At 57.9% G+C, this 22,983-nt stretch carries 29 protein-coding genes; 3 read left to right on the top strand and 26 right to left on the bottom strand.

Translation table 11 applies throughout. The features are described 5' to 3' along the window. Window positions 1-476 (top strand): integrase core domain-containing protein (locus FHW77_RS14430; RefSeq protein WP_182590574.1); only part of this gene is annotated, 476 nt, incomplete at its 5' end. A gap of 15 nt (window positions 477-491) precedes the next feature. Here the strand turns inward: FHW77_RS14430 and FHW77_RS14425 are convergent. The 7 genes from FHW77_RS14425 to FHW77_RS14395 all read right to left on the bottom strand — a co-directional run bounded on the left by FHW77_RS14425 (window position 492) and on the right by FHW77_RS14395 (window position 10,654). Further along, window positions 492-830 carry a Pycsar system effector family protein gene (locus FHW77_RS14425; protein ID WP_182590573.1) on the bottom strand — a complete coding sequence of 113 codons (339 nt, stop codon included), beginning with the start codon at window positions 828-830 and terminating at the stop codon, window positions 492-494. A gap of 9 nt (window positions 831-839) precedes the next feature. Next, the gene (locus tag FHW77_RS14420; protein WP_052808822.1) at window positions 840-1,613 is read right to left on the bottom strand and encodes an E2 domain-containing protein; all 774 of its coding nucleotides are present in this window, start codon (window positions 1,611-1,613) and stop codon (window positions 840-842) included. Then, window positions 1,614-3,188 carry an adenylate/guanylate cyclase domain-containing protein gene (locus tag FHW77_RS14415; protein WP_044460027.1) on the bottom strand — a complete coding sequence of 525 codons (1,575 nt, stop codon included), beginning with the start codon at window positions 3,186-3,188 and terminating at the stop codon, window positions 1,614-1,616. It lies immediately after the preceding gene. Window positions 3,189-3,469: 281 nt separating this feature from the next. Then, entirely contained in the window at window positions 3,470-7,288 is a 3,819-nt protein-coding gene (locus FHW77_RS14410) for a vitamin B12-dependent ribonucleotide reductase (protein WP_044460026.1), read from the bottom strand. Between the two features lie 818 nt (window positions 7,289-8,106). After that, window positions 8,107-8,604: a xanthine phosphoribosyltransferase gene (gene gpt, locus FHW77_RS14405; protein ID WP_006698845.1), complete on the bottom strand. Its 498-nt coding sequence runs from the start codon at window positions 8,602-8,604 to the stop codon at window positions 8,107-8,109. A gap of 307 nt (window positions 8,605-8,911) precedes the next feature. Next, window positions 8,912-9,757 (bottom strand): universal stress protein, encoded by an 846-nt coding sequence (locus FHW77_RS14400; protein ID WP_004442189.1) that lies wholly within the window; start codon window positions 9,755-9,757, stop codon window positions 8,912-8,914. 105 nt (window positions 9,758-9,862) lie between these two features. Beyond that, entirely contained in the window at window positions 9,863-10,654 is a 792-nt protein-coding gene (locus FHW77_RS14395; RefSeq protein WP_004442187.1) for a competence/damage-inducible protein A, read from the bottom strand. Window positions 10,655-10,931: 277 nt separating this feature from the next. Between FHW77_RS14395 and wrbA the strand changes: the two genes are divergently transcribed. Continuing rightward, window positions 10,932-11,531, top strand: coding sequence for an NAD(P)H:quinone oxidoreductase type IV (gene wrbA, locus FHW77_RS14390; RefSeq protein WP_004442185.1), 600 nt, complete (start codon window positions 10,932-10,934; stop codon window positions 11,529-11,531). 486 nt (window positions 11,532-12,017) lie between these two features. Here wrbA and FHW77_RS14385 read toward each other — a convergent pair whose 3' ends face one another. Both FHW77_RS14385 and FHW77_RS14380 read right to left on the bottom strand, forming a co-directional pair. Then, on the bottom strand, window positions 12,018-12,263 hold the full coding sequence (locus FHW77_RS14385) for a DUF982 domain-containing protein (protein ID WP_004442183.1): 246 nt from the start codon (window positions 12,261-12,263) through the stop codon (window positions 12,018-12,020). 81 nt (window positions 12,264-12,344) lie between these two features. Beyond that, window positions 12,345-12,632 (bottom strand): hypothetical protein, encoded by a 288-nt coding sequence (locus FHW77_RS14380; protein WP_004442182.1) that lies wholly within the window; start codon window positions 12,630-12,632, stop codon window positions 12,345-12,347. A 734-nt stretch (window positions 12,633-13,366) separates the two neighbouring features. Between FHW77_RS14380 and FHW77_RS14375 the strand changes: the two genes are divergently transcribed. After that, the gene (locus FHW77_RS14375; protein ID WP_004442177.1) at window positions 13,367-13,519 is read left to right on the top strand and encodes a DUF3309 family protein; all 153 of its coding nucleotides are present in this window, start codon (window positions 13,367-13,369) and stop codon (window positions 13,517-13,519) included. 379 nt (window positions 13,520-13,898) lie between these two features. Here FHW77_RS14375 and FHW77_RS14370 read toward each other — a convergent pair whose 3' ends face one another. The 17 genes from FHW77_RS14370 to FHW77_RS14290 form a co-directional block, all read right to left on the bottom strand. Further along, entirely contained in the window at window positions 13,899-15,107 is a 1,209-nt protein-coding gene (locus tag FHW77_RS14370) for a hypothetical protein (RefSeq protein ID WP_182590572.1), read from the bottom strand. Beyond that, window positions 15,107-15,343, bottom strand: a complete 237-nt coding sequence (locus FHW77_RS14365) for a hypothetical protein (protein ID WP_104679484.1) — start codon at window positions 15,341-15,343, stop codon at window positions 15,107-15,109. The genes FHW77_RS14370 and FHW77_RS14365 overlap by 1 nt, the downstream gene beginning before the upstream one ends. Then, window positions 15,340-15,600: a hypothetical protein gene (locus tag FHW77_RS14360; RefSeq protein WP_182590571.1), complete on the bottom strand. Its 261-nt coding sequence runs from the start codon at window positions 15,598-15,600 to the stop codon at window positions 15,340-15,342. Before FHW77_RS14360 ends, FHW77_RS14365 begins: the two co-directional genes overlap by 4 nt. Then, window positions 15,600-16,031 (bottom strand): hypothetical protein, encoded by a 432-nt coding sequence (locus FHW77_RS14355; protein ID WP_182590570.1) that lies wholly within the window; start codon window positions 16,029-16,031, stop codon window positions 15,600-15,602. The genes FHW77_RS14360 and FHW77_RS14355 overlap by 1 nt, the downstream gene beginning before the upstream one ends. After that, complete coding sequence (locus tag FHW77_RS14350) at window positions 16,024-17,022, bottom strand: hypothetical protein (RefSeq protein WP_182590569.1); 999 nt, start codon at window positions 17,020-17,022, stop codon at window positions 16,024-16,026. The genes FHW77_RS14355 and FHW77_RS14350 overlap by 8 nt, the downstream gene beginning before the upstream one ends. Continuing rightward, the gene (locus tag FHW77_RS14345) at window positions 17,012-17,689 is read right to left on the bottom strand and encodes a cell division protein ZapB (protein ID WP_182590568.1); all 678 of its coding nucleotides are present in this window, start codon (window positions 17,687-17,689) and stop codon (window positions 17,012-17,014) included. Before FHW77_RS14345 ends, FHW77_RS14350 begins: the two co-directional genes overlap by 11 nt. Before the next feature lie 184 nt (window positions 17,690-17,873). After that, on the bottom strand, window positions 17,874-18,281 hold the full coding sequence (locus tag FHW77_RS14340; RefSeq protein WP_182590567.1) for a hypothetical protein: 408 nt from the start codon (window positions 18,279-18,281) through the stop codon (window positions 17,874-17,876). Further along, window positions 18,278-18,472, bottom strand: a complete 195-nt coding sequence (locus tag FHW77_RS14335) for a hypothetical protein (protein WP_182590566.1) — start codon at window positions 18,470-18,472, stop codon at window positions 18,278-18,280. Before FHW77_RS14335 ends, FHW77_RS14340 begins: the two co-directional genes overlap by 4 nt. Next, window positions 18,472-18,636, bottom strand: a complete 165-nt coding sequence (locus tag FHW77_RS14330; protein ID WP_182590565.1) for a hypothetical protein — start codon at window positions 18,634-18,636, stop codon at window positions 18,472-18,474. The genes FHW77_RS14335 and FHW77_RS14330 overlap by 1 nt, the downstream gene beginning before the upstream one ends. Beyond that, window positions 18,633-19,820 carry a hypothetical protein gene (locus tag FHW77_RS14325; protein ID WP_182590564.1) on the bottom strand — a complete coding sequence of 396 codons (1,188 nt, stop codon included), beginning with the start codon at window positions 19,818-19,820 and terminating at the stop codon, window positions 18,633-18,635. Before FHW77_RS14325 ends, FHW77_RS14330 begins: the two co-directional genes overlap by 4 nt. Next, window positions 19,817-20,821 carry a PD-(D/E)XK nuclease-like domain-containing protein gene (locus tag FHW77_RS14320; RefSeq protein ID WP_182590563.1) on the bottom strand — a complete coding sequence of 335 codons (1,005 nt, stop codon included), beginning with the start codon at window positions 20,819-20,821 and terminating at the stop codon, window positions 19,817-19,819. Before FHW77_RS14320 ends, FHW77_RS14325 begins: the two co-directional genes overlap by 4 nt. Next, the gene (locus tag FHW77_RS14315; protein ID WP_182590562.1) at window positions 20,809-21,054 is read right to left on the bottom strand and encodes a hypothetical protein; all 246 of its coding nucleotides are present in this window, start codon (window positions 21,052-21,054) and stop codon (window positions 20,809-20,811) included. Before FHW77_RS14315 ends, FHW77_RS14320 begins: the two co-directional genes overlap by 13 nt. Beyond that, entirely contained in the window at window positions 21,054-21,404 is a 351-nt protein-coding gene (locus FHW77_RS14310) for an XkdD/Y8K6 family phage-associated protein (RefSeq protein WP_182590561.1), read from the bottom strand. The genes FHW77_RS14315 and FHW77_RS14310 overlap by 1 nt, the downstream gene beginning before the upstream one ends. A 68-nt stretch (window positions 21,405-21,472) precedes the next feature. Beyond that, the gene (locus FHW77_RS14305) at window positions 21,473-21,679 is read right to left on the bottom strand and encodes a hypothetical protein (protein ID WP_182590560.1); all 207 of its coding nucleotides are present in this window, start codon (window positions 21,677-21,679) and stop codon (window positions 21,473-21,475) included. 1 nt (window position 21,680) lies between these two features. Further along, complete coding sequence (locus FHW77_RS14300) at window positions 21,681-21,899, bottom strand: hypothetical protein (protein WP_182590559.1); 219 nt, start codon at window positions 21,897-21,899, stop codon at window positions 21,681-21,683. A gap of 35 nt (window positions 21,900-21,934) precedes the next feature. After that, a complete protein-coding gene (locus FHW77_RS14295) occupies window positions 21,935-22,615 on the bottom strand; it encodes a hypothetical protein (protein ID WP_182590558.1) in 681 nt (226 codons plus the stop codon). A gap of 14 nt (window positions 22,616-22,629) precedes the next feature. Next, window positions 22,630-22,872, bottom strand: a complete 243-nt coding sequence (locus FHW77_RS14290; protein WP_182590557.1) for a hypothetical protein — start codon at window positions 22,870-22,872, stop codon at window positions 22,630-22,632. Between the last annotated feature and the right edge of the window lie 111 nt (window positions 22,873-22,983).

Genomic DNA, 22,983 nt, shown 5'->3' with positions numbered 1-22,983 from the left:
TCGCCGATACGTCGCTTTCCGGTCTGCGGGTTGCCCGTGAGCTGGACCGGATCATCGAGGGACGAGGCAAGCCGAAGATGATCGTCAGCGACAATGGTAGCGAGTTCACCAGCAACGCGATCTTGCAATGGACGGATCGGACCAAGGTGGAATGGCACTATATCGCACCGGGCAAGCCGATCCAGAACGCCTTCATCGAAAGCTTCAATGGGCGGTTGCGAGACGAGTTCCTGAATGAGACTCTCTTCTCGTCGCTAGCTCATGCTCGATCAGCGCTTTCAAACTGGCGCTACGATTACAACGATCACCGCCCACACTCTGGCCTCGGCTGGCTGACACCCGCCGAGTTCGCTCAGATAATCAACCCGCGACGTGATGCGGTGCTGCGCAGCCGAAATGGCTCCGCACCACACCCCGCCGCTACCGCCCCGAATACAGCAACCCAAAACCGCTGGAGCGAACTCAAAACTGGATAAAACTTGGGGGCAAGGTCATTTTGTCCCACCCTTGGCGATATCGCCGAAATAGAGAAGGTTCTTGTAGTCGTCATCCCGCTTGTGCATCTGATCGAGGAACTTCGGCATTAGCGATTTGAGGCTGATGATCGCTGCGATGAAGAGCAGCGGTAGGGCGGCTCGGAATGCATGGCTATAACCGAGAGGAAGCTCCTCGGGCACTCTAAGAAGCGTGATGATCGCGCCCATCCATACCGAGCAGAATGTTAGAAGGGCTGCGTTCTTTGTCTCAGCAAACTTGCTGAAATCGATCATCCTGCCGTGGTTTGCTGACAAGAGCTTTTCGTAGGCTTCTTGCTGGTCGTTCTTTGCCATTGATCACCGTTAAGGATTCGGGACTATGTTCATCGATACGGCTGAGGCAGTGACCCGCTGCGGATCCCTGAGTCCGCAGGTCAGCATGGTTCCGCAGCATTCCTCACCCAGTATTCTTGCGAACGCGTAGTAGGACTCGACCTCCTCGCGTCGGAGCTTTTCTTCGGTTACGAGCTTGGCGACAGCGTCCGGACGGCAGCACTCGGACCGCGGGATGAGAGCTCCATGTCGTTCGCATCCAACTGGGCATGGCAGAGATCCATCCCCGAGGGTTCCGGCGATGTCAAACTGAAGATCCGGATCGGAGAACCAGGCTGGTTCGCCTGCGAGCATTGCCATGTACTCCGTTTCGACGCCGAGTTGTCTCGCAGCATCCAAGGCGGCTAGCTGATGGGGGCCCGCGCTACCGTGGGCGACTTCTTGTTGAGGCGGCCACCGTCTGGTTCGTTCCGCAACTCGCTGCAGCCTGAGAAAGTGCTTGAGCAAACCCCACCAGACCACGCCGTGGTCGAAGGAGACGATGCCGTACCCCGCATTGAAACCGATGCAGAAATGCTCGTCCGACTGCAGGTGGCGTTCATGACATGTCTTCGGAAACCGCGTGCCGGGTTCCTGCTCCTGGACTGCAATCACGCCTTCATCCTCATGGATACGTAGGTCAACCTCGATAATACCGACGGCGTTGTCGAAATGGAGCGAGGTGGATCCAAGTATCTCGGTAGCGGTGATGCCGGTGACTTTGAACCAGTCCGGCACCGCCGCAAGAAGGTGGGTTAGTGGCACTCATCGTCCTCCGACGCTGTAGGGTGCCGCCGTGGCAGTCACGGCACCGCTGCTCACCTGGGGAGGAGCGCTGAGATGTTCTTCTACGGACCCTGCATCAAGGCCCCAAGCCACGCCTTCATCGAAGAGCCGGCGTACGCTTGCCGGGGCAAGTCCGAGAGCTGTCGGGCCTAAGGCCGTCTGATCTCCATCACAGTTGCTTTGCAAGCTTTCGGATCGGGATACCGCGCGGCTGACAGAGCAGCGGACGCTGCGGTCACCCCTGATCCCGATCCGCGTGATCGGCGTTTCGCCGTACTCAAGACCTATCGCAATACCGAGTTGTCCGATGCCGTCGAGTTCTTCCTGGCAGAGTTCGAAGCTAGAGCGCATGCCGCCAGCCGCTTTTACAGCGGCCACCACGGAAGCCGATCCGTCGGTCTCGTACGCCGTTCCCTCCGCGATCAGACCGTGAATGCAATCCCCTATGAAACGGACCTTGCGACCGAGATAGTCATCCGAGAGGGTGGCGGCCAGTTCACTGCGGATGACGTGGAGATTGGAAACCATCTCTCCGATGCGATTTCCTGCGATGCACTCGTCTACGTACTTCGTGAATCCATCGATGTCGCCGAAAACTGACATCAAGCCCATCCTGATTGATTTCGAAGGCATCAACTGTGAGAAGTCGATCGTTTTGAGTGGTGGAGTGTGCCTGTGGAACGAGAAGGTGGCATCCGTACCCACATCGAGGACGAAGCGGTTGCGTGCGCTAGATGCAGCCTCATTGATAGCCATCTCCGACAGTCTCTTTGATTGGACGCTTGGTCGCCCAAGTAGGCCGTCAAAGCGGCTGATCTGGACAGCACTTGCGCGTTCTTCGAATAGTTCATCGAGGCTGGAGAGCGTCCGGATTTCGAGGTCCCTTCGGACCCTGTTGGACATGAACACCCCTTCCTCGTCGCCTTCAGCGAGCTTGGCGGCATAGTTGGCTGGCGCGCCTAGAAAAAGTGGCTCCCGTTCGTCCTTCGTGCCGGAATTCACAGCAACCGCCGCCCCGCTGTCCAGGCCTATTCGGATGCGTGTGGAATAACGGCCGCCCTCAGTTATCCGTCCGACCTCCTCGATCGCGCGTTTGGCAGCATCTGCAAATGCCAGCGCACGCTCGGCACGTTCTCTGGCGTTCTCAGGCCCGGGTGGTGAAACGATGACGGCATGCATACGCGATCCATGAAAATCGACACGCTGCGCTTCGAATTCGTCAGCCACCTGATCGCATGCCGCGTAGTTCAAATGCAACATCGAGAGGACGCGCCGATGACTTGCTTCGGTTTCGCGATCTCGTTCCATCATCGCGTCGGCGAAGTCTAGCATCTGGATGTAGACGTGAACTCCATCTACCCGGATGGCGCTGTTGCGTGGAAGGTCGAAGATCAGCGGCTCACGTCTGCCACCCAACCGAACCCGTTCATCGATCATTGCACGACGCTGGTTCAGAAAGTTCTGGTCGAACGTCTTGAGGCCAATCGTTCCAGCGGGTGCTGAAGCGCGGAATTCTCGGATCCGCTGCCGACATTTCTGTTGGGACCAACCCATTACAACTTTCCTTCTCGCTCGCCTCACGGCAGATCTGAATGCTGATTGTCTAGTGGTAGTGTCGGAGCATCCATGCCACCGACGCGATTGTTTCTTGTTTTGTTCCGTGAGGGATTTTCCAGGCAGATAAGTGCCTGGAAAATATAAGTATTTTTTGATTTAGAGTCGATGATCGCAGATCTGCTGTCGTTTCATGACTCAGCAAAGTCGGCTTTTATGACTCCGGCCCCCCCGTTTTATGACTTTTCAGTGGGGGCCATCCAGAATATAAAGCGTAGTTTTTAGCTGCAACCGCTCGTCGCACCACAAGTATCGCATTTCTCGCAAGTGCCGTTCCGCACCATCGTGAAGTTCTGGCATTCCGAGCACATGTTGCCCGTATACCCTTGAGCGATCGAGCGCATGCGGCGTTCGTTTTCGACCTTCTTGGCTTCCGTCTTGGCCGAAGCAGCGTCTGCGGCGGCCTTGTCGGAGAAGAGGGCGGTTGCCGTCTGCTGGGCTTCCTGGACGACCTCGTCGATCACTTCTTCGGCGATTTCTTCGGCCAGTTCCTTGGCGCGCTCTTCATAGTCCCGCTTGAAGGAGACGATTTCGGAGGTTGCGATGGCGACTGTCGGTTCCAGCTTGCGGGCTGCGGAGCCTGCAAACGAGGTCACGTTGGCCGAGGCGCGGGCAGGGGCTGCCGTTGCCGATCCCTTGGGCTCGGAAGCGGTGCGTTCGCCGTCATTGCGGGACACGATGGTCGGCTTGTAACCGCGGGTCCAGCCGGTGGAAACGAGGTTGGTCTTGCCTTCCTGGATACCCTTGCCGAGCGCCGTGTTGGAGAAGTCGGACGTATCGACATGGGCGAGATCGTGGCGGCCGAGATAGGAAACGGCGAGTTCGCGGAACACGTAGTCGAGGATCGACGTGGCGTTCTTGATCGCGTCGTTGCCCTGCACCATGCCGGCCGGTTCGAACTTGGTGAAGGTGAAAGCCTCCACATATTCTTCCAGCGGCACGCCATATTGCAGGCCGAGCGAAATGGCGATGGCGAAGTTGTTCATCATTGCGCGGAAGGCGGCGCCTTCCTTGTGCATGTCGATGAAGATTTCGCCGATGCGGCCATCACCGAATTCACCGGTGCGCAGATAGACCTTGTGACCGCCGACAGTTGCCTTCTGGGTATAACCCTGACGGCGGTTCGGCAGCTTTTCACGCTCGCGCGAGACGCGCTCGATGACGCGCTCAACGATCTTTTCGGTGATCGTCACGGCCTGCTGTGCGGCGGGCTGCTGGATCAGCTCTTCGATCAGGTCTTCTTCGTCCTCATCTTCCACCAGCGAGGCGTTGAGCGGCTGGGAAAGCTTGGACCCATCGCGGTAAAGGGCGTTTGCCTTCAGCGCCAGCTTCCAGGACAGCATGTAGGCTGCACCGCAATCCTCCACCGTCGCATCGTTCGGCATGTTGATCGTCTTGGAGATCGCGCCGGAGATGAAGGGCTGAGCCGCCGCCATCATGCGGATATGCGATTCGACGGAGAGGTAACGCTTGCCGATCTTGCCGCAGGGGTTGGCGCAATCGAAGACGGGCAGGTGCTCGTTCTTCAGGAACGGTGCGCCCTCCAGCGTCATCGCGCCGCAGACGTGAACGTTGGCCGCTTCGATGTCCTTCTTGCCGAAGCCGAGGTGCTCGAGCAGGTTGAAGCTCATGTCGGAAAGCTGCTCGTCGGAAACCTTCAGCGTTTCCTTGAGGAAGTCGGCGCCGAGCGTCCACTGGTTGAAGACGAACTTGATGTCGAAGGCGCTCTTCAGCGCGCCGTTGACGGCCTCGATCTTCTCATCGGTGAAGCCCTTGGCCTTCAGCGTCGAGGGGTTGATGCCGGGAGCCTGGTTGAGATTGCCATGGCCGACGGCATAGGCCTCGATCTCGGCGATCTGGCTTTCGGAGTAACCGAGCGAACGCAGCGCATCCGGAACGGCGCGGTTGATGATCTTGAAGTAACCGCCACCGGCGAGCTTCTTGAACTTCACCAGCGCGAAATCGGGCTCGATACCGGTCGTGTCGCAATCCATCACGAGGCCGATCGTGCCTGTCGGCGCGATAACGGTTGTCTGGGCGTTGCGGTAGCCGTGCTTTTCGCCAAGTTCCAGCGCCTTGTCCCAGGCGGCCGTTGCGTGGGCGATCAGGTCCTGATCCGGGCAGTCGCCATGGACGAGTGCGACCGGGTTGACCGACAGGCCCTCATAACCTTCCGACTGGCCAAGGGCGGCGCGGCGGTGGTTGCGGATGACGCGCAGCATGTTTTCGCGGTTGGGCGCAAAGCCCGGGAAGGGGCCGAGCTCGCCGGCCATTTCGGCCGAGGTGGCATAGGACACGCCGGTCATGATGGCGGTGAGCGCACCGGCAATGGCGCGGCCTTCGGCGCTGTCATAGGGAATGCCGGAGGACATCAGGAGGCCGCCGATATTGGCGTAACCGAGGCCCAGCGTGCGGTACTCATAGGAGAGTTCGGCGATCTGGCGCGAGGGGAACTGCGCCATCATGACGGACACTTCGAGCACGACGGTCCACAGGCGGACGGCGTGTTCGTAATCGGCGATATCGATGCGCTTCGTCGCCTGATCCTTGAACTGCAGAAGGTTCAGCGAGGCAAGGTTGCAGGCCGTGTCGTCGAGGAACATGTATTCCGAGCACGGGTTGGAAGCGCGGATCGGACCGGCCGCCGGCGAGGTGTGCCAGTCGTTCATCGTCGTGTTGAAGTGCAGGCCCGGGTCGGCAGACGCCCAGGCGGCGTGGGAAATCTTTTCCCAGAGGTCGCGGGCCTTCAGCGTCTTCATGACCTTGCCGTCCTTACGGGCGGTCAGGTTCCAGTCCCCGTCATTTTCGACAGCGCGCAGGAAATCGTCCTTCAGCGAGACGGAGTTGTTGGAGTTCTGGCCCGACACCGTGAGGTAGGCTTCCGAATCCCAGTCCGTGTCATAGGTCTTGAACTGGATGTCCTTGTAACCCTGCTCGGCGAACTGGATGACGCGCTTGACGTAGTTTTCCGGCACCATGTCCTTCTTGGCGGCGCGGATTTCGCGCTTCAGGGCAGGGTTCTTGGCCGGGTCGAAGCAATCGCCGTTGTCAGCTTCGCAGTTGACGCAGGCCTTCATGATCGCCTTCAGGTGCTTGGCGACGATCTTGGAACCGGTGACGAGAGCGGCAACCTTCTGCTCCTCGTTCACCTTCCAGTCGATATAGGCTTCGATATCGGGGTGGTCGGCATCAACGACGACCATCTTCGCTGCGCGGCGGGTCGTGCCGCCGGACTTGATGGCGCCGGCTGCGCGGTCGCCGATCTTGAGGAAGCTCATCAGGCCTGACGATTTGCCGCCGCCGGAGAGTTTTTCGCCTTCGCCACGCAGATAGGAGAAGTTGGAGCCAGTGCCGGAGCCGTATTTGAACAGGCGCGCTTCACGCACCCACAGATCCATGATGCCGCCTTCATTAACGAGGTCGTCCTCAACGGACTGGATGAAGCAGGCGTGCGGCTGCGGATGTTCGTAAGCCGACTTGGACTTGGTCAGCTTGCCGGTGAAGGGGTCGACATAAAAGTGGCCCTGGCCGGGACCATCAATGCCATAGGCCCAGTGCAGGCCGGTGTTGAACCATTGCGGGGAGTTGGGGGCAACACGCTGGGTGGCGAGCATATAGGCAAGCTCGTCGCGGAAGGCGAGGGCATCTTCTTCGGACGAGAAATATTTGCCTTTCCAGCCCCAATAGGCCCAGGTGCCGGCCAGGCGATCGAAAACCTGGCGTGCATCGGTCTCGGAGCCGTAGCGCTCGGCTTCCGGAACATCCTTCAGAGCCTTTTCATCGGGCACGGAGCGCCAGAGGAAGGAAGGAACGTCATTTTCCTCAACCTTCTTCAGGAACTTCGGCACGCCGGCCTTGCGGAAATATTTCTGCGCCAGAACGTCGGTGGCAACCTGGCTGAACTGCGCGGGAACGTCGATGTCAGCCAGACGGAACACGATGGATCCATCCGGGTTCTTGATTTCACTGACGGCCTTGCGGAAGTCGATCTCCGCATAAGGCGATTGGCCGGGCTTCGTGAAGCGGCGTTCAATGCGCATGGTTTCTGTCCTCGTCCATTGGGGCGCCCGGTGAAGGGCGCAAAAATTCGTTCCAGCCGTGCGATGCCTTCGCGCAGCCGGTTGTTGCCGATCTGATGGGATGTTCATCCTTGGATGTCATCCCTGTATCTCGTGTTTAAGATGGCTGCAAGCCTACTATATATAGTGTTAACACATTCTTGCTGCCAGTCCCCGTGTAATGTTTTTGGCGGTTCCGAAGGCGCAGAAAAGCCATCGGCGAACCGCCCCCTCATGGCCGGGACGCCGTTTGGACATGCGCGCTAAAGATGGAGAAGAACCGGCCTCGTTACTTTCCGGTTCGTTGCCGCCGCAACATATTTGTCACTTTCCTCTCGCGGCACAGATTCGTCAAGCCATAGATTGAAACCCATTTTTAACCACAAGATATTGTGTGGAGTGCCTGTGGAAAACGGGGATAGGAAAAGCTCTCAGAAAAATCAGTGACTTGGCGGAAAAATTTGAAGCTTGCGCGAGGCTGGTTTCCGCAACGGAAAGGCAAAACCCCGCATTTCCGGGGTGAGGCATAATGGCGACACTGCGGTTTTTCCGTGTTTTCCGCTGTCGGCAAAAAGGCCTTTTCACACAAAAAAGCCGCCCCGGGTGGGACGGCGAAAGAGTGTATATTGCTGGGGGAAGTCTTGCGCGGTTGGTGCATCCGCACTCCGTCACCCCGGACCAGATCCGGGGTCCAGCGCGATCAAGTCCTTGATCGCGAGAGACTCACGGCGCAGACGCGCCGTGGCTGGATTGCGGCTCAAGGCCGCAATGACGGATGAGAAATGGGTCCCTGTGGGCACTCAGCCGCGCGATCCCTTGGCGATCGGCTCCTGATAGGTGAAGCCCATGTCCCAGGGGAAATAGATCCAGGTGTCCTGGCTCACTTCGGTGACGAAAGTATCGATGGTCGGCACGCCCTTCGGTTTGGCGTAAACGCAGGCAAAATGCGCCTTCGGCAGCATTTCGCGCACTTCGAGCGCCGTCTTGCCGGTATCGGTCAGATCGTCGACGACAAGCACGCCTTCGCCGGCATCAACAGTCAGTTCGGGGGCTACGCCTTTCAAGAGGACCGTATCACCCTGGTTGACGTAGTCATGGCGGGTGGCGATGCAGACCGTATCGATCATGCGGATGTTCAGTTCGCGGGAAATGATCGCCGCCGGAACGAGGCCGCCGCGCGTGATGCAGACGATCGCCCGGAACTCTTTGTCGAGACCGGCAAGACGCCATGCAAGCGCACGGGCGTCGCGGTGAAACTGGTCCCAGGAAACGGGAAAGGCTTTATCGGGAAGGGACATGTCGTCTACCATCTGGTCAAAATTGTCGATGGCTTTGGCTAATAGCCGCAAGACCGGCAAAAAGGCAAGCTTTGCGCTTATCCGGCGTGATTTTGGCTGAGAGAATGCCGCTTGGTTCTTCTCCCCTGTGGTGGAGAAGGTGGCCCGAAGGGTCGGATGAGGGGACTGGCTCTCGGTCTATCTCTACCCACGCCCCCTCATCCCGCTGCCGCGGACTTCTCCCCGGCGGGGAGAAGAAACCAGTGGCGGACGCTCCTTTCGAGCGAGATGGCGGGGGCTGGCGGCGCCATTTGCGCCGCATCCATATTCAACGCGACAGCAGCGTCATCGCCGTCATGGAATCGAGCAGCGTGCGGGTAACGCCGCCGAACAGCAGTTCCCACCAGCGGGAATGGCCGTAAGCGCCCATGACCAGAAGGTCGATGCTGTTATCGGAAAGGCGATTTTCGATGGCCGCCTGCGGCGAAAGGCCGGCAATCTTTTCCTGTGAGGTCACCGTCACGTTCACGCCGTGGCGGGCGAGCGTGGCGGCCAGTTCCGTACCGGCAAACCCGGAGGACTGCGTTTCGCTTTCTGCCTGGTCGACGGAGAATATCTCGACGCTGTCGGCGGCTTTCAGAAAGGGCAGGGCGTCGAAAGTGGCGCGCGTCGCCTCGCGAGAGCCATTCCAGGCGATCAGGACGCGTTTGATCGGTTTGGCGACGGTGAGCACATGCGGGACGAGGAGAACGGGACGGCCGCTTTCATAGAGAAAGCTGTCAATATCGGTGCGGCTGTCCGACAAAGCCGAGGAACTGCTCTGGCGGGCGACGACGAGATCGGCGCAACGGGCGCTGTCGATGGCAGAGGCGGAGGCGTAACCCACCGAGGTAACGAAGCTTCGCCATTCATGCGAGATGCCGTTGGCCGATAGCGTACGCTCGAAAAGCGTGCCGACATCGGTGGTTTCCTTGTGTGCCACATCCTGCAGGGCCTGCACGGTGGCGGGATCGGGAATTTCCATCGGCGCGACGAGGGGAACGGCGGCCAGCGTTTCCATGTGCAGGCCGATGACATGCGAGGAAAACTGGTCTGCAAGGCTCACCACGAATTCGCCGAGCTTCTGTGTGTTCGAAACATTGTCGACCACTGCCAATATCGTTTTGTAACCCATTTATCTCTCCTCGGTGACATCTAATTTCTGTGGGGAGAGTGGCCGCCTTTGCAGGCCGCCACCTTGATTTTGGTCAAAGCCCGTTTGTCAAAGGCCCTTTCTCGCTCAAGCCGTTGCGTCGCCCTTGCCTGCCGCCAGTCTTTTCTCCTGTCCGATGGCTTCGATCATGGCCGCGACCGCATCCGCCGCGGCCTTCAGCACGCCTGCATCCCGGGCGCGCACCACGATTTCCGTCGAAAAGCGTTGCCCGTCATATTTCGGATAGGAACCGATGCTGGTTTCGGGATGGGCTTTCTGGATGGCCGTCAGCGGCGTGCCGATATCGCCTTCGCCATACGGTGAGCGTACGGCCTGCGACATCACCTTGGCGCCGGTGCGGAGCGTCGGCATGACGTTGTCGAGCATCGCCTGGAACACCTGCGGCACGCCGGCCATGACATAGACATTGCCGATGATGAAGCCGGGGGCGACGGAAACAGGGTTGGCGATGTGGACAGCACCTTTCGGCATGCGCGCCATGCGCTTGCGCGCATCGGTGAATTCCATCTCACGGGCACGGTACATGTCGCCAAGTATCCGCAAGGCTTCGGCATCGTGCTCGCAGGGAAGGCCAAACGCCACGGAAACCGCATCCGCGGTGATGTCGTCATGGGTCGGGCCTATGCCACCCGAGGTGAAGACATAATCATAGCGGCTGCGTAGCGCATTCAGCGCTTCGACGATCGCGTCCTCCTCATCGGCAACGATACGCACTTCCTTGAGGTCGATGCCGGACATGGTCAGCACGTCCGCGAGGTGGCCGATATTCTTGTCCTTGGTACGGCCCGAAAGCAACTCGTCGCCAATGGCGAGCATGGCGGCGGTCACGACGGATTGAGCGGAAGAGGGATTGGACATGGGTGTACTCGTCATCTGTTTTATCAGACGTTAGCCCCGTGCCCGATGATTGCAAAGCGGTTTTGAAAAAATGTATTTCGGCAAATAGTTGACGTTTCGCTTTTCCGTTCACTTATGGTGAACAGTGCGTATGCCGATAAGCCGCTGGCGTGGAAGAAGCCTGTGAGCTAGATTTTCATCACATGCTTGTAACGGGTCGCCGATAATCATCATCACGTTTTTGAAAAGGCTTCTGGTCGGGACGCCGGAAACGATAAACCCAAAGGAAACAAAGAAAATGACGAAAGTTCTGGTGCTCTATTATTCTTCCTACGGTCACATCGAAACGATGGCCTATGCTGTCGCCGAGGGTGCAAAATCGGCGGGCGCAGACGTCGTCGTCAAGCGCGTTCCGGAACTGGTGCCGGAAGCGGTCGCCAAGTCTTCGCATTTCAAGCTCGACCAGGCGGCGCCGATCGCCACCGTGGACGAACTGGCTGAATACGATGCCATCATCGTCGGCGCCGGCACCCGCTTCGGCACGGTCGCTTCGCAGATGCGCAATTTCTGGGACCAGACGGGCGGCCTGTGGTTCGGCGGCAAGCTCGTCGGCAAGGTAGGTTCCGCCTTCACCTCTTCCGCCACCCAGCATGGCGGCCAGGAATCGACTATTCTCGGTTTCCTGCCGACCTTCCTGCACCACGGCATGGCCGTCGTAGGTCTGCCCTATGCCTTCCAGGGCCAGATGGGTGTCGATGAAATCAAGGGTGGCTCCCCTTACGGCGCCTCCACCATTACCGACGGCGACGGCTCCCGCCAGCCCTCCGAAGTCGAACTTGAAGGTGCGCGCTTCCAGGGCGCGCATGTGGCGAAAATCGCCGCCAAGCTTTCTGCCTGATCCTGAAAGTCCAGTGAAAAAGAAATGCGGCCCAAAAGGCCGCATTTTCTGTGCCGGTGGCATCATCACCAGCTTAACCGCGATGCTCTCCTGCGAAGCTCGTTCCCCGATCAGATCGGCAGGTTCACCATGAAGAGGCAGCTTGCAACCACGAAGCCGATCATCGAAATTTCAAGAAAACCGTTCAGTCCGTCACGCATTTCAATCCTCCTTGTTCGATCGAAAAGAGAACGGAAAAAGTTTAACGCGGTTCCATAACAGCAGAATGAAATTTAGGGATTCTTAACGCCTGATTTACGGCGTGTCAGCCGGTGACGACGAAAGCCACGACGAGGTGGCCGAGAAGGCCGATCGCCAGGCAGGAGAGAAGAAAGATGAACAGGGCTTTTTTCATATATCCGGACGCTTTCCTCTGTATCGATCCATCGAACCATGAACTTGACGTTAGCGCCCCTGGCGCCTCCGTCGCGACGCGTGACGGGGCCGTTACGCCTTGATGTCGAGCCCCGCTTCGATCGCGGCGGCGATGAAGGCCTTGCGCGCGTCTTCAGGCTTTTTCCTGCCGGCATCCACGGCGGCGCAGACCAGCAGCGCCTTGTCTAGCGCCTCGCCATCCTCCACCGGCCAGTCCTCGATCAGGGCCCAGGAGGCGGCCTGGGTTGTTTCGATGCTCGTATAATCACCCGGCGTTTCGAAGGCGATCAGGACGGGTTTCTGCCAGCGCGTGTTCATCGCTCATCCATGTTGGTTTCGCGCCCGGCTCTAAACGAAGCAGGCGGGATGCGCAATCCGTTTCGGAGCCGACCGGTGCGGTCAGTCGTCGCGTCCGAACAGCCATTCGCGAAGGATGCGCCGGTCAATGAGTTCCAGCGAGCGGTCCGGCGCGATGCGATAGGTTTCCACCGCCCTTGTGCTGCTGTCTATGCGGAACTCATGAGTGAAGGTGCTGCCAATCGGTGACTTCGTCAGCTTCGTGCGCGGCTGGCCTTTATAGATGATGCTCCCGGGAATGGGCTCCACATAGGGTGCCGGACCTGCGGTCGTGCATCCCGCAAGCGCGAGCGAAAGGGCTATTGCGGCCGATGATGCGAGCGTTTTCATCCTGTCCTCCGAGGTCCATCTGCAAAAACGATATGGAGGCGCGGAGGTTCCCGGAAGCGGCGGATGCGGCAGTATTATTCCTTCCGACTACTTGCGCTTTGGGTTCTGAATGTCGCGCGCGACCCAGCGAAAGAAAAAATAGACGAGGAAGCCAAAGATGAAAAGCGGGATGAGGTTCGCAAAACCGGACATATGATTCTCGTTTCTCCCTCCCGTCACGGGGGTCTATCCGGAGAGGCTGAGACGAGGCAAGGGGTAGCACGCATGGTCGTCGGTCACATGTACGTGTGCCGACCTGCCTGCGGCAGGAGTGGGACGGAGCGAGGGAGGGGGCGGGAGAGATCCGGCGCACTGCCAGCGAAGCCGGATCTCTCCGTCTCCCGCCGGTTTCAGGGTACGGGGGACTGTCTTCACTATGGCGGACAACCGAAAATAGACATAGAGCGAGAAATTACCTCGAATAAATTGCAGCGATCCAGAACTCGCGATGGATGCGACGCGCGAGACTATGCACAGTTCCTCATCTTCACTGTCCGGGACATTAATCCGCCAGGCGCGGGGGACGGCACGCCCCTTCCGGCCGGACCATCATGTCTGGGCAAAAGCGGTGTAACCTGTTGAAACGGCACGTCTGCCGTCATTCTTTCAGCCTGCTGGAGAGGCCGGAAGAGGGAACTTTTCACGCGCTGCGTCATTGAAGCAGTCGGACACATGCCAATAGTGGAGGGTTAAACATGCTCGGCACCATCCTTGTCATCCTGCTCATTCTGTTCCTCATCGGCGCGCTGCCAAGCTGGGGTTATCATAATTACGGTTACGGCCCTTCGGGCGGTCTCGGACTGGTGCTGGTCATCGTGCTGATCCTGGTTCTGATGGGACGGATTTGATCGACCGTTCCTGAAAATGCACGGGTTGCCCGCAGTCGAAAACGCTTCGGCTGCGGGCAATTTTTCGTCCGGAGCAACGGTATGACGCCAAAAGCCATGTCATCTTAGTGACTTAGACAAGGTGGGCGGTTGAACTCCACGTACCCGGCTGAAAAAACACGACATTCGGAACGATCCCTCTTGCGCCCCAAATGGATTCGTTCTAAATGCCCGCCATCGCTCCATTGATGAGCGTGTGAGGCCTCGTGGCGGAGTGGTGACGCAGAGGACTGCAAATCCCGACAAAATGTAATGTTTTCAGTAGGCGTTCTGAATAAGTCGCCCCGCAACGATACATTTTCTGCCGAATACGGCCATTGATTTCATTCACAAATTTTGACTATTCAGAACGGCCAAAACGCTTTTTCGTGGCCTCTAGGACGCGCTTCTCTGTCTCTTTCGCATACCCGCGATAAGCCGAAGCCGTCTTGTGCTTTGACAGCACTCTGCCTTGCCCTTCGGTAAGGCCTTTCTCCTCAAGCTCCGTCATGCCGCCATGCCTGCACATATCCAGGCTGAACTCTGGCGCCGACAGTTTCCCTGCCTCTCTGAGCTTGTCTGCCATCTCCCTGACTTCATGAGCCAAGAACGTGCCATCGCCAAAAAGCTGGCCGTTCTTCTTGCACACGATTGATGTGCCATATCTCGGCGCCTTGCGAAGAACCTCTTCCGCTTGCGAATAGAGCAGGACTGTCGATCCATCTTCGTCGACGAACTCAAGCGGGTGCAGTGCCAACGCATCGTTCTTGCGATGCTTCAGCCGGATCTTATCGGGATGGTCGGACGCTCTGTAGCCGGTCCAAGGCGCAAAGCCTGCCCCGATTGATGACGGGCGCATAAGCCATTCGAAGGCCAGCACGGCGGCTGCAGCCAACTCCCCACGCCCTTTCTCGATTGCACCGTCAGCGAACTCATAGACCGCTTTGCGATCTACATATCCCTTGGTGGCCTTCTGACGTCTCTTGACGGTGACGCCTTCCCACGGGTTCGGTGTGTCCGGTCGGAACAGGTCGGGATGATGCGGCCGCATGCGCTTCCACATAGCCTTGCAATAGGTGACTACTTTCTCTCCCATACGATTGGCCTTTTCCCCAGAGAAATGGAGATAGACTTTCTCGGCGGTGCTCACGGCAACATTTGTAATTTTTGCGTCTCCGAACCTGGATTTATCTCCGTTCGGTTTGGTGATCTCGATAGCGCAGACCCGGTCAAAGACACGCTTGTAGTCTGGGCGGCTGAACTCACCCACGCGCTCTAGAAATGAATTGTGCGAGAGATAGACATTCACGAGCCATTCGACCGTGCCGTATCGGCTAGTATCGGGCTCATGACGCGGGTTTTCTTTCTCCCGGCGCCAATCCTCCAGCCGATCATTCCAGACCTTTGCTGCGGCCACCAGTTCAGCTTGAGAGAGGTTTACGCCAAGAGCCGCGCTACGGTAGGGGCAGCCAGCCTTTCGGTACAGGGTAGGGCACGTCCAATAGTAGCCGGTCGATCCGTTGGCCAGCGTCTTGAACGAGGTATATGGAGGCATGGTGACAGGTATCATCACCACGCTTCCAGATCGGCGCCGTCGTTTACGCCAATAGCCTTGTCCAGGTCTATCTTCCGCCACGCTCTGAATCTGCCCTTGCCGGTTCCGGTCTCGATGAACGGCCGAGGCCATACGGTTCCAACACGGCTGATAAAAGCATCGACCGTCTTTTCGCCGGCATAGGCTGCCGCGTGCTCATCTCTAAGGACAGCAGGCCAGCATCCGGCAGGGATGACAGCATGTTTCGTCATTCGTCCCCGCTTTCCCCGCTATCCACAGCGGGTTTATGCACAGGCGATCCAACGCTCCTTTCAAGCGCCGCTCGGCCGGCGTCGGTGATTGAGATTACTCTGCTTACGAAGCCACTCTCATGCTTCGTGTAGGGCGAGGTGGCCACGTACCCTCTTTGAGCAAGGCTGACGACAAAGGCGTCCTCGTATCCCTTTTCTTCCTCGGCTTCGTGTTCTCTGAGCACTCGCAGAACATGCTTTTCCATTCTGGTCAGCATCACCGCTCCTCCGATTGCAGGGCGCTTGAAACAGCAATCTTCCGAACGCGACGGTCTAACTTGCGAATGATAGCGCGTATCAGCAGACGGCGAGGTTTCGACCAGACGTTTTGAGATGTTTCGAAAATCTTCAGCCACGATGTTAGTTCAGCACGAAGCATGTTCTCGACGCGCTCAGATTGCTGTGCACGGCGGTGCATCGCTTGCAGCTTCGCCTTTGCCTCCCGCTCGCGCGTCTCGGCTTCGGATAGGAGTTGGCGGAGAGAAGAGTTCTCCGTTTCTAAACGGTTGATCTTCTCCGAAGAGGTTTCCAGGTGAAGGAACGCCCGAAGAGTGTCAACCTGTTCGGGGGTAAGGGACGCGACTACGACATCCTTCAAATCATCCTCCAAGGCGAGGAATTCACGAACCCGTTCCACGATATCACTCATTGGTGCCGCCCTCCTGCTTTGCGGGTGCTGCTGGGAGAGTGTCGCTGATTATTGATTGCCAGCGGTCTATGTCGGCTCGGTTGTCAGCGGTCCAAGGGTCGCATGCGTCTTCATAGCCGTCGTATTCGCCGGTCGCGATGTCCTGCATTTCTTTGATGACTGTGCCAGCGTTTTGTCCCGGCCAAAGTTTAGCCGATTGGCTGGCTTCATACCCGGCAACGTCATGAAGCGGTTTGAGCGCGTCAAAAATAGACCATGCGATGACTTCGCCACGACCAGTGATGAAGCAGTCCTGCTGCCAATCCCATCCAGCGAACTCCCAGCGATCCTCTTTCGTGTTTTCAAGGTTATTGAAGCCGATAGTTTCAAAAGGCGTCAGGCTGTCATCAAACGCTGTAAACTCTTCCTGATCTGGATTGACCAACAGCCTCAGAATGGCGCCATCCTTCGGCGCGGTCTCAATCGGCTGCCACCCCGCCACGTCCTGCACCTGTGCGGAGATGGCGGAGCGAATGCGCTTGAATGCTTCGAGGCGGTACGGGTCGTAATCCTGCCAAGCCGCCATATCTTCCCGTGAAACAGTGCCACTCGTTCCTCTGCCTGCGAAGAACGCATTTTGTAGAACTTGAGACAGAAGCATATTGTTGATCATCTGTCCTTCCTTCACGGCCACGGATGGGGCGGGAGGGGCAAACACAGAATCAGGATCGTAAACCCGATAGCCAATGACATTGCGCGTCTCCAAACCCATGAGGATGGCCACAGCGCCTTGGATATCGCGGACCACGTAGGGAACGTCTTGGTTCAGGAACTCGACATATCCGGCTTCATCATTGCGGCTGCTTACCGGCTCCGCAGCGGACAGGGCGGCTTCAAGGGCGGCCTTAGCGGCGCGGTATTCTTCTTCTGTGTGCCTGTCGCGGGTCCGATAACCGTTAGCGTCAACAGCCTTTTCAAACCGATCGATCAACTCAAAGGCTTCACTCTGCATTGTGATCTCCTCCTGTGCTGGCGATTTCCGTAAAGCTCGGCCCTTCAACTAGGGAGTCGAAGGCCTTGAGAGGGTCGCCTTTTGTGCTGGCGAGTGGAACGGAGAAAGGTCTTTTCCAAGGGCAGTATGCGTCTGGAAGCATGACGTTTGGCATCCACGCGAGAGGTTCGGCATCGACGTTCAGAGCGTTGATCCATTTGCCGCCCATGAAAGCACCTTGGACCGTGTAGGCAAACCCGCCCGATGGTATGGACAGGATGCAATGCTTCCCATCTTTCGGGGCGCTGCCCATTGGACGCCACGTCAACTGGTTCTCACGCAGCCGCTTCACCTCGGCCTCTGCTGCCTCGGCGCGATGAAGAAGATGGTCCGCAGCGCTTTCGGCAACGTCAATTGCGTCTTCACCACATGGTCCGACGTCGAGCCGCTGGCGCAATTCCTCGTTCTCGCGCTGCAAGCTTTCGAGGGTGGAGATGAGTTCGGATATGGCCGCAGGGTTGACGGCGACTAAGTATTCAGCTTCGAATGTTTCAGCCGTAATGCCAAACATGCTGCTGTCAGCGGCATTATGGACAACGCTTAAGCCGTTGGTCTTTACCCCGGAGATGTACCATTCCGCGATGTAGACCTTCTTCAGCGCCTTCTTGATCTCTTCCAATGCGGTCATGGCTTTCTCCTCGCGCCACACTCGTTGCATTCGAGGTACCGATCAGCCAGTGCCTCGTTAGCGCCAAGACTGAGCACCCCCCAAAAAAACCTTGAGACGACACCCTCGTCTGTATCTCCCATCACATTCACGCGGATTTTTGAATGATCCGTTGGGCAATCGCATCGCCGGCAATATCTGGTAGTCATGGCGTATCCTCGCGATAGAACGTGACGGGCCGGTAGACGACGGCCTTTTTGGGCTGCCGGGTGCGCAGCGAGTTATTCGTGGGGATCTTCTGCTTCGGGCGCTTCAGGCCCTGAGAGCTGTCGAACTGACGATTTGACTTCGCGATCTGCTTCTGGTCCTTTTTCGTCTTGCCGTTCTCGCCGCGGTGACAGCAGTCTTTTCCAAGCAACTGGCCTTCCACGATGGTGATCTTGCGCTGCTTATCGACTTCTGGACGGAGGCCTTCCGGAATGATGTGGTCTATCTCGTAAGGTTTAGCGCCAAGAACCTGGCCGCATCCTTCGCAGCAGATGAAACCGCTGGCGTTCTTCGACCGAGCGACAATTTCCCTGCGCTGGGTAGGCGTAAACTCTCGGCGGCTCATTGGATTTTCTCCTTGAGCGCGTCGAAGACCTTCTGGGTGCAGAAGATCACGTTTCCTTTGGTGACGAAGGTATCGTCTTCGACGGTAGCTTCCATGCCGGTGCGCTCGTCGGTGATGACGGTGCCAGGATCGACCTGCATAACGTGCATACCGTGAAATGGAGTGGTGGTGTATTCGGCAGGGTTCTTCATCACCTCTGCCCTCCCAGCGCGCGTGTCAGGCGTTTCCACCAAGGCAGGCGGGCATTTATCTCGCGCCGCAGCCTTTGGGTCGTCTCGTCACGCTTCGCCAATTCGGCAAGTTTCGACGGCCGTGATTTTGGATAACGCTTCATGTGGGTTTCAACCGAGTTCATGCCGCACCGCCGATCTCAGCTTCGTTACAGTACAAAACATCCTTGGCGATGTAGCTGCGGGCCTTATCAACCGTCCGCTGGCCGCTGATGACATATTGAGCCGGGATTTTGAGCCCCTCCAATTTGCCCCAGAATGCTTCCGGCACCACGTCGCGATAGTCGAGCTCCATATTGTCGATCGCCTGTATGCGCTGCGCCACGCCGAGCTGAGCATCGGTTGCCGTCGTCAGTGCCTTTCTGGCGAAGTCAATGAAATGCTTCCGCACGTCATCGGGGATGGTCGAGGCCGGAGCATCGGAGGCGGGGACATCATCCGCTCCGGCCTCATTTACTGGCTTCATGCCAGCGTTATCCGACGACGGGGCAGGGGTTTCATCGTCGGAATTGGTGTTGGGCAGTATCTCGCCCGTGAGAGCGGTTTCTGTCTCGGAATGGACGAATGCGGCGTCAAAGCCTTCGCGCTCGTCCTCGGGATGCTGCGGGGCTTCCTGAGCGGCGCGAAGCCGTGCCATGACCGACGGCTGGGCCGGTGTGATATCGCGGGCATTGTCGGGGCCGACGTGCTGGTAATCCTCGACTTCTTCGCGAACCTGCATGCCCTTGGTCACGTCGGCATAGACGTCACGAAGGCACCAAGCACGGGCGCGCATCTGCAGCATCCGCTTCGGGTATTTGTACCACGGGCTATCGTTGTCTTTCTGGTAAGTGCCGCCGTCGCGTGACTTCTTTGTGATCCGGGCTTCCGTCTGCCAAAGCCCAGCCTTCTTGGCATCGGCCACCGAAAACGACATTTTGACTGGTCGCGGCTCACCTTTTCGGTGCGTCTCGCAATGAGCGATCATCTCGTCGCCTTCGCCTTCAATCCATTCGGTGACATAGAGGCAGAGGGGCGACTTGCGGACGACGCCGATAAGAGCGTCACCCCAGATGCAGGGGCGGTTATTGATAACAGCGACTGATTGAACCGCGGCCATTGGCGGCAGGCCGATTTCGAGCCCCGCAAGCATGGCAATCATCACCTTCTGCGGGCTATCGAAACCGCTAGGAGCCATACCGGACATGTGGATAGCCTCGGAAAGGCGAAACGATTCCTCGATCGACTGAGGGACGATGGCTGAAATAGCGCCGCCGGCGACGAGCGCAGGCTTTGATGGGCGTTCGGTGCGTTCTGCGATCTGGTTCATGCTGCGGCCTCCAGTTCAATCTTGATGCGGGTCTTTGCCCATGCGGGCATCTCGGCATAGGAAATGGCCTTGTCGAAACCGTCGTAGCCTGGCCATTCGTTGCGCCTCAGGCATTCGTTGACGGTCGCAATGGCTTTGCGGGCGAGCGCTTCCCCGAGGTCGATATCCTCGTCTTTCAACTGCATCACGCGCACGTCATATGGTGGTGACTTCTCGACAAACACGAAGGTGAAGCTGGAGAAGGCGTCGGCGCCGAGGATCTCGCGAACCACCATGCGGAGAAGACCAGCTTGAACATGATAGCCGTGGGAATAGATCGCCTTGGACAGGCTTTCGTCATCCACGCTGGCCGCTGTCTTCAAGTCAACAAAGTCGCCGCTGTCGTTTGGCACCACGTCGGGCCGAGCCTTCAGCCAGATATCGCCATGCTTGCAGAATATGCTGCGCTCGATACGACCGTTCAGAATGCCGAGGCGGATCGCTTCCTTGCTCTGGAGCGAGTTGGCGATATGGCGGATATGCGAGATATCGGTATCGGTGATGACGACGCGGCCGGCGTCCTTCTGATCGGCAAGCCATCTCTTGCACCAGTTGGAATTGCCGCTCCAAGGCTTTTCGTTGCCTTTGTCGTCTGGGTATTTCTCGGGGCGCAGGACATAGCGCTCTTTGAAGCCTTCTTCGCCCAGCAGCAGCATATGAGCCGCCTTACCGAACTCCAGGTTATCCTTCTCCGGCTTTTCGAACGGATTGGGATTGTAAGGCGAAAAGCCCCAATATTCGGACGGACGCTTGAGCACGGCGCGGAGGCCAGAGCTTGAGATAGAGAAGCCGTCAAACAGTTCGGTGTCGCTATGGTAGGTCTCAATCGGTACGCCGCTGTAGACCGCGCCCAGCTTAATTTGTGAGCCATCCCACTTGCGATCCCGGCGAAGGCCGCCGAGCATCTTTCCAGCAATGCCGCCGATCGCTTTGAACTTGTCCTGGTCGACTATCTTTTCCATGCGACATTGATCTCCTGATTTGCTTTCGCCATCTCCCGATCAGCCGGCATGCCGAAGTGCAGGAAGGAGGCTGAAATGATCCCGAGCGTTAGAAGCCCGGTGATGAGGCGGTTCACGTCTCTGCGAAACTCTCTGGTCGACTGGTCGATCTGCTTTTCGCAATTGCGGAGCCGGATGATGATCTCCGTCGGGTCATCCGCTTCTTGTGTGTTGGTGGTGGAGAAAGGGGGCATCACTGGCCACCTGTCGATTTGGCGATGGCAGCACGGGCGTAATGCTCTGCCTGCTGGTGAACGGTAGACCCCATGCATCCGCAATCGCGTCCGTCGCAGCATAGGCGCTCGTCTGGCTTGGAATATGCTTCGAGCAGTTCTTGCAGAGCCAGCAGAAGATCAGGAGCGGCGGCGATCAAGAGCGCGTTATGTTCCGCACCTCTGTAGTCGAGCTTCGCGACAACATTGGTCTGATGCTCTGGGTTAATGTCGTCATTCGACGGGCGCGGTGGCTGGTCGATAACGAACAGGCAATCATTCATTGAACCGACGAACCACGGTCCTTTGGTATGCTTCACTGTATCTGCCATTATTCCTGCCCTTTAATGCGCGGGTACTCGGTACACAGCCCGCTGGTGGGTTCAGTTGGTGGATGGGGTTAGAACCGATAGACGGTCGATGTTCTGATTGTGCCGTCGAAGTTGGTGTGCAGATCGATCCGCAAATTTTCGCGGTCTAGTTCAACCGCAACATCGTAGGCCTCGTCGGGTGTCCCAAAACGAGTTCCTTTCCCGCGCTCGACAAATTCATGAGCGTCGACCGAAAATTCCTCTTTGTCGGAATTGATCGTGTTCCACTGGCTCATCTTACTCTCCCGTTGGGGTGTGAGGGGTGGAGAGGCGGGGACCTTGGTGGATATAGAACTCTGCGGCTGGGGACTCCACTGACGGGTCGTTTCCGTTTTGATCGTAAGCAATGATTTCGCCCACTGGTACGTCACCAGAACGGCCGTCGAATTTGACAGGCTGATCACCATGAGCCGCGATCAGATTTTGCAGTTCTTTGATAAGCGCGCTGGCTTTCATTCTTTCCACCCCTTGTTTGAAGCCTTGGAGGCCTGTTATTCGGCGGCGACGGGAGCGTTCGCCTTGTTGGCGATGCGCTTTGCCGAGTAGAGCGAGTTGGACGTGATCATCCGTTGCCATGCGGCGTTGCGCGGCGACCATTTCCAGGCTGCGCCCTTAAGCTCTGTGATGATGTGCGGTGCTGGTTTGCCGTCGAAGACGATCTGGACGCGTTCGAGGTCGTGATTGACCACGATTTTGACGTCACCAACGATCACTTCTTCCGTGCCGGTCTTGGCGCCTTCGGGCTTCGGCGGTGCGACATAGCCGACCAGCTTCACCGCCTTGATTGCCGCAGCCAGCGCACGATCCTGCCAAGCGTAGAACTCGCCTGCTTTCTTCTCGAATGCCGCCCAGATTTTCTCCTGACGGCGAACCGGGAAGTTTGCAGGACCGGTGATCATTGTGGACATCATCCGGCTGCGAGAAGCCCAGACGGCGTTCTGGCGCTGGATATAGCCTTCGCGGAAGCGTTCAGACCGAGCGACGGCTTCGGCCATGCGTTCTTCGTTGTCTGCGACCGCCGCGAGCTTGTCGTTGAATGCCTGAATTGCCGAAACATACGACGCCACTTCGCTTTCGCCACGGCGCTCCGGCGTGTGGCTGGTGCCAGCGTGAGCGCGGGTTGCAGCCTCAAGGCTAACGTCGGTCGGGAGGGGGATTCTGAAAGCGGTCATTGAATTTGCTCCGATTATTCTGCGGCTTGCAGATTTGCGCCGATGACGATTGGCTCGACCCACTGCGACGGAAGAACGATGTCGGGGCGCTGGGCATACCGAGAGAACTTGACGACCTCGCCACCGAACTCATCGGCATCGTCGTTCGCTTCACCTTCGCTGCGATACTCGAACACGTCGTTCTCGTCGGTCGTGAACTCGGTTCCGTTGAAAAAGCGGGCACCGTCTTCAATCCTGTATCGAGTTACGAATGCCATCGTCGTCATCTCCGGTTCTTGTGGGGGCAGCGAGATCGGCGGGTGAGGCTTCGTCGCTGCTGTTGGAGATGAATGTAACAGGTTATGCTACACTGTCAACTGCAATGTAGC

Source organism: Agrobacterium sp. RC10-4-1 (assembly GCF_014138475.1).
In the GTDB taxonomy this organism is placed as follows: Bacteria; Pseudomonadota; Alphaproteobacteria; order Rhizobiales; family Rhizobiaceae; genus Agrobacterium; species Agrobacterium pusense.
This window is presented reverse-complemented; position numbering and strand designations above follow the sequence as displayed.

Coding starts and splice junctions, on each gene's coding strand:
- FHW77_RS14335 (WP_182590566.1), bottom strand. CDS start 18,472: ATGAAGAACCCTGCCGAATACACCACCACTCCATTTCACGGTATGCAC.
- gpt (WP_006698845.1), bottom strand. CDS start 8,604: ATGTCCCTTCCCGATAAAGCCTTTCCCGTTTCCTGGGACCAGTTTCAC.
- FHW77_RS14310 (WP_182590561.1), bottom strand. CDS start 21,404: ATGGCAGATACAGTGAAGCATACCAAAGGACCGTGGTTCGTCGGTTCA.
- FHW77_RS14300 (WP_182590559.1), bottom strand. CDS start 21,899: ATGAAAGCCAGCGCGCTTATCAAAGAACTGCAAAATCTGATCGCGGCT.
- FHW77_RS14410 (WP_044460026.1), bottom strand. CDS start 7,288: ATGCGCATTGAACGCCGCTTCACGAAGCCCGGCCAATCGCCTTATGCG.
- FHW77_RS14345 (WP_182590568.1), bottom strand. CDS start 17,689: ATGACCGCATTGGAAGAGATCAAGAAGGCGCTGAAGAAGGTCTACATC.
- FHW77_RS14330 (WP_182590565.1), bottom strand. CDS start 18,636: ATGAACTCGGTTGAAACCCACATGAAGCGTTATCCAAAATCACGGCCG.
- FHW77_RS14425 (WP_182590573.1), bottom strand. CDS start 830: ATGGCAAAGAACGACCAGCAAGAAGCCTACGAAAAGCTCTTGTCAGCA.
- FHW77_RS14385 (WP_004442183.1), bottom strand. CDS start 12,263: ATGAACACGCGCTGGCAGAAACCCGTCCTGATCGCCTTCGAAACGCCG.
- FHW77_RS14295 (WP_182590558.1), bottom strand. CDS start 22,615: ATGACCGCTTTCAGAATCCCCCTCCCGACCGACGTTAGCCTTGAGGCT.
- FHW77_RS14395 (WP_004442187.1), bottom strand. CDS start 10,654: ATGTCCAATCCCTCTTCCGCTCAATCCGTCGTGACCGCCGCCATGCTC.
- FHW77_RS14370 (WP_182590572.1), bottom strand. CDS start 15,107: ATGATACCTGTCACCATGCCTCCATATACCTCGTTCAAGACGCTGGCC.
- FHW77_RS14350 (WP_182590569.1), bottom strand. CDS start 17,022: ATGCAGAGTGAAGCCTTTGAGTTGATCGATCGGTTTGAAAAGGCTGTT.
- FHW77_RS14400 (WP_004442189.1), bottom strand. CDS start 9,757: ATGGGTTACAAAACGATATTGGCAGTGGTCGACAATGTTTCGAACACA.
- FHW77_RS14360 (WP_182590571.1), bottom strand. CDS start 15,600: ATGCTGACCAGAATGGAAAAGCATGTTCTGCGAGTGCTCAGAGAACAC.
- FHW77_RS14305 (WP_182590560.1), bottom strand. CDS start 21,679: ATGAGCCAGTGGAACACGATCAATTCCGACAAAGAGGAATTTTCGGTC.
- FHW77_RS14290 (WP_182590557.1), bottom strand. CDS start 22,872: ATGGCATTCGTAACTCGATACAGGATTGAAGACGGTGCCCGCTTTTTC.
- FHW77_RS14365 (WP_104679484.1), bottom strand. CDS start 15,343: ATGACGAAACATGCTGTCATCCCTGCCGGATGCTGGCCTGCTGTCCTT.
- FHW77_RS14340 (WP_182590567.1), bottom strand. CDS start 18,281: ATGAGCCGCCGAGAGTTTACGCCTACCCAGCGCAGGGAAATTGTCGCT.
- wrbA (WP_004442185.1), top strand. CDS start 10,932: ATGACGAAAGTTCTGGTGCTCTATTATTCTTCCTACGGTCACATCGAA.
- FHW77_RS14415 (WP_044460027.1), bottom strand. CDS start 3,188: ATGGGTTGGTCCCAACAGAAATGTCGGCAGCGGATCCGAGAATTCCGC.
- FHW77_RS14355 (WP_182590570.1), bottom strand. CDS start 16,031: ATGAGTGATATCGTGGAACGGGTTCGTGAATTCCTCGCCTTGGAGGAT.
- FHW77_RS14325 (WP_182590564.1), bottom strand. CDS start 19,820: ATGAACCAGATCGCAGAACGCACCGAACGCCCATCAAAGCCTGCGCTC.
- FHW77_RS14380 (WP_004442182.1), bottom strand. CDS start 12,632: ATGAAAACGCTCGCATCATCGGCCGCAATAGCCCTTTCGCTCGCGCTT.
- FHW77_RS14375 (WP_004442177.1), top strand. CDS start 13,367: ATGCTCGGCACCATCCTTGTCATCCTGCTCATTCTGTTCCTCATCGGC.
- FHW77_RS14315 (WP_182590562.1), bottom strand. CDS start 21,054: ATGCCCCCTTTCTCCACCACCAACACACAAGAAGCGGATGACCCGACG.
- FHW77_RS14320 (WP_182590563.1), bottom strand. CDS start 20,821: ATGGAAAAGATAGTCGACCAGGACAAGTTCAAAGCGATCGGCGGCATT.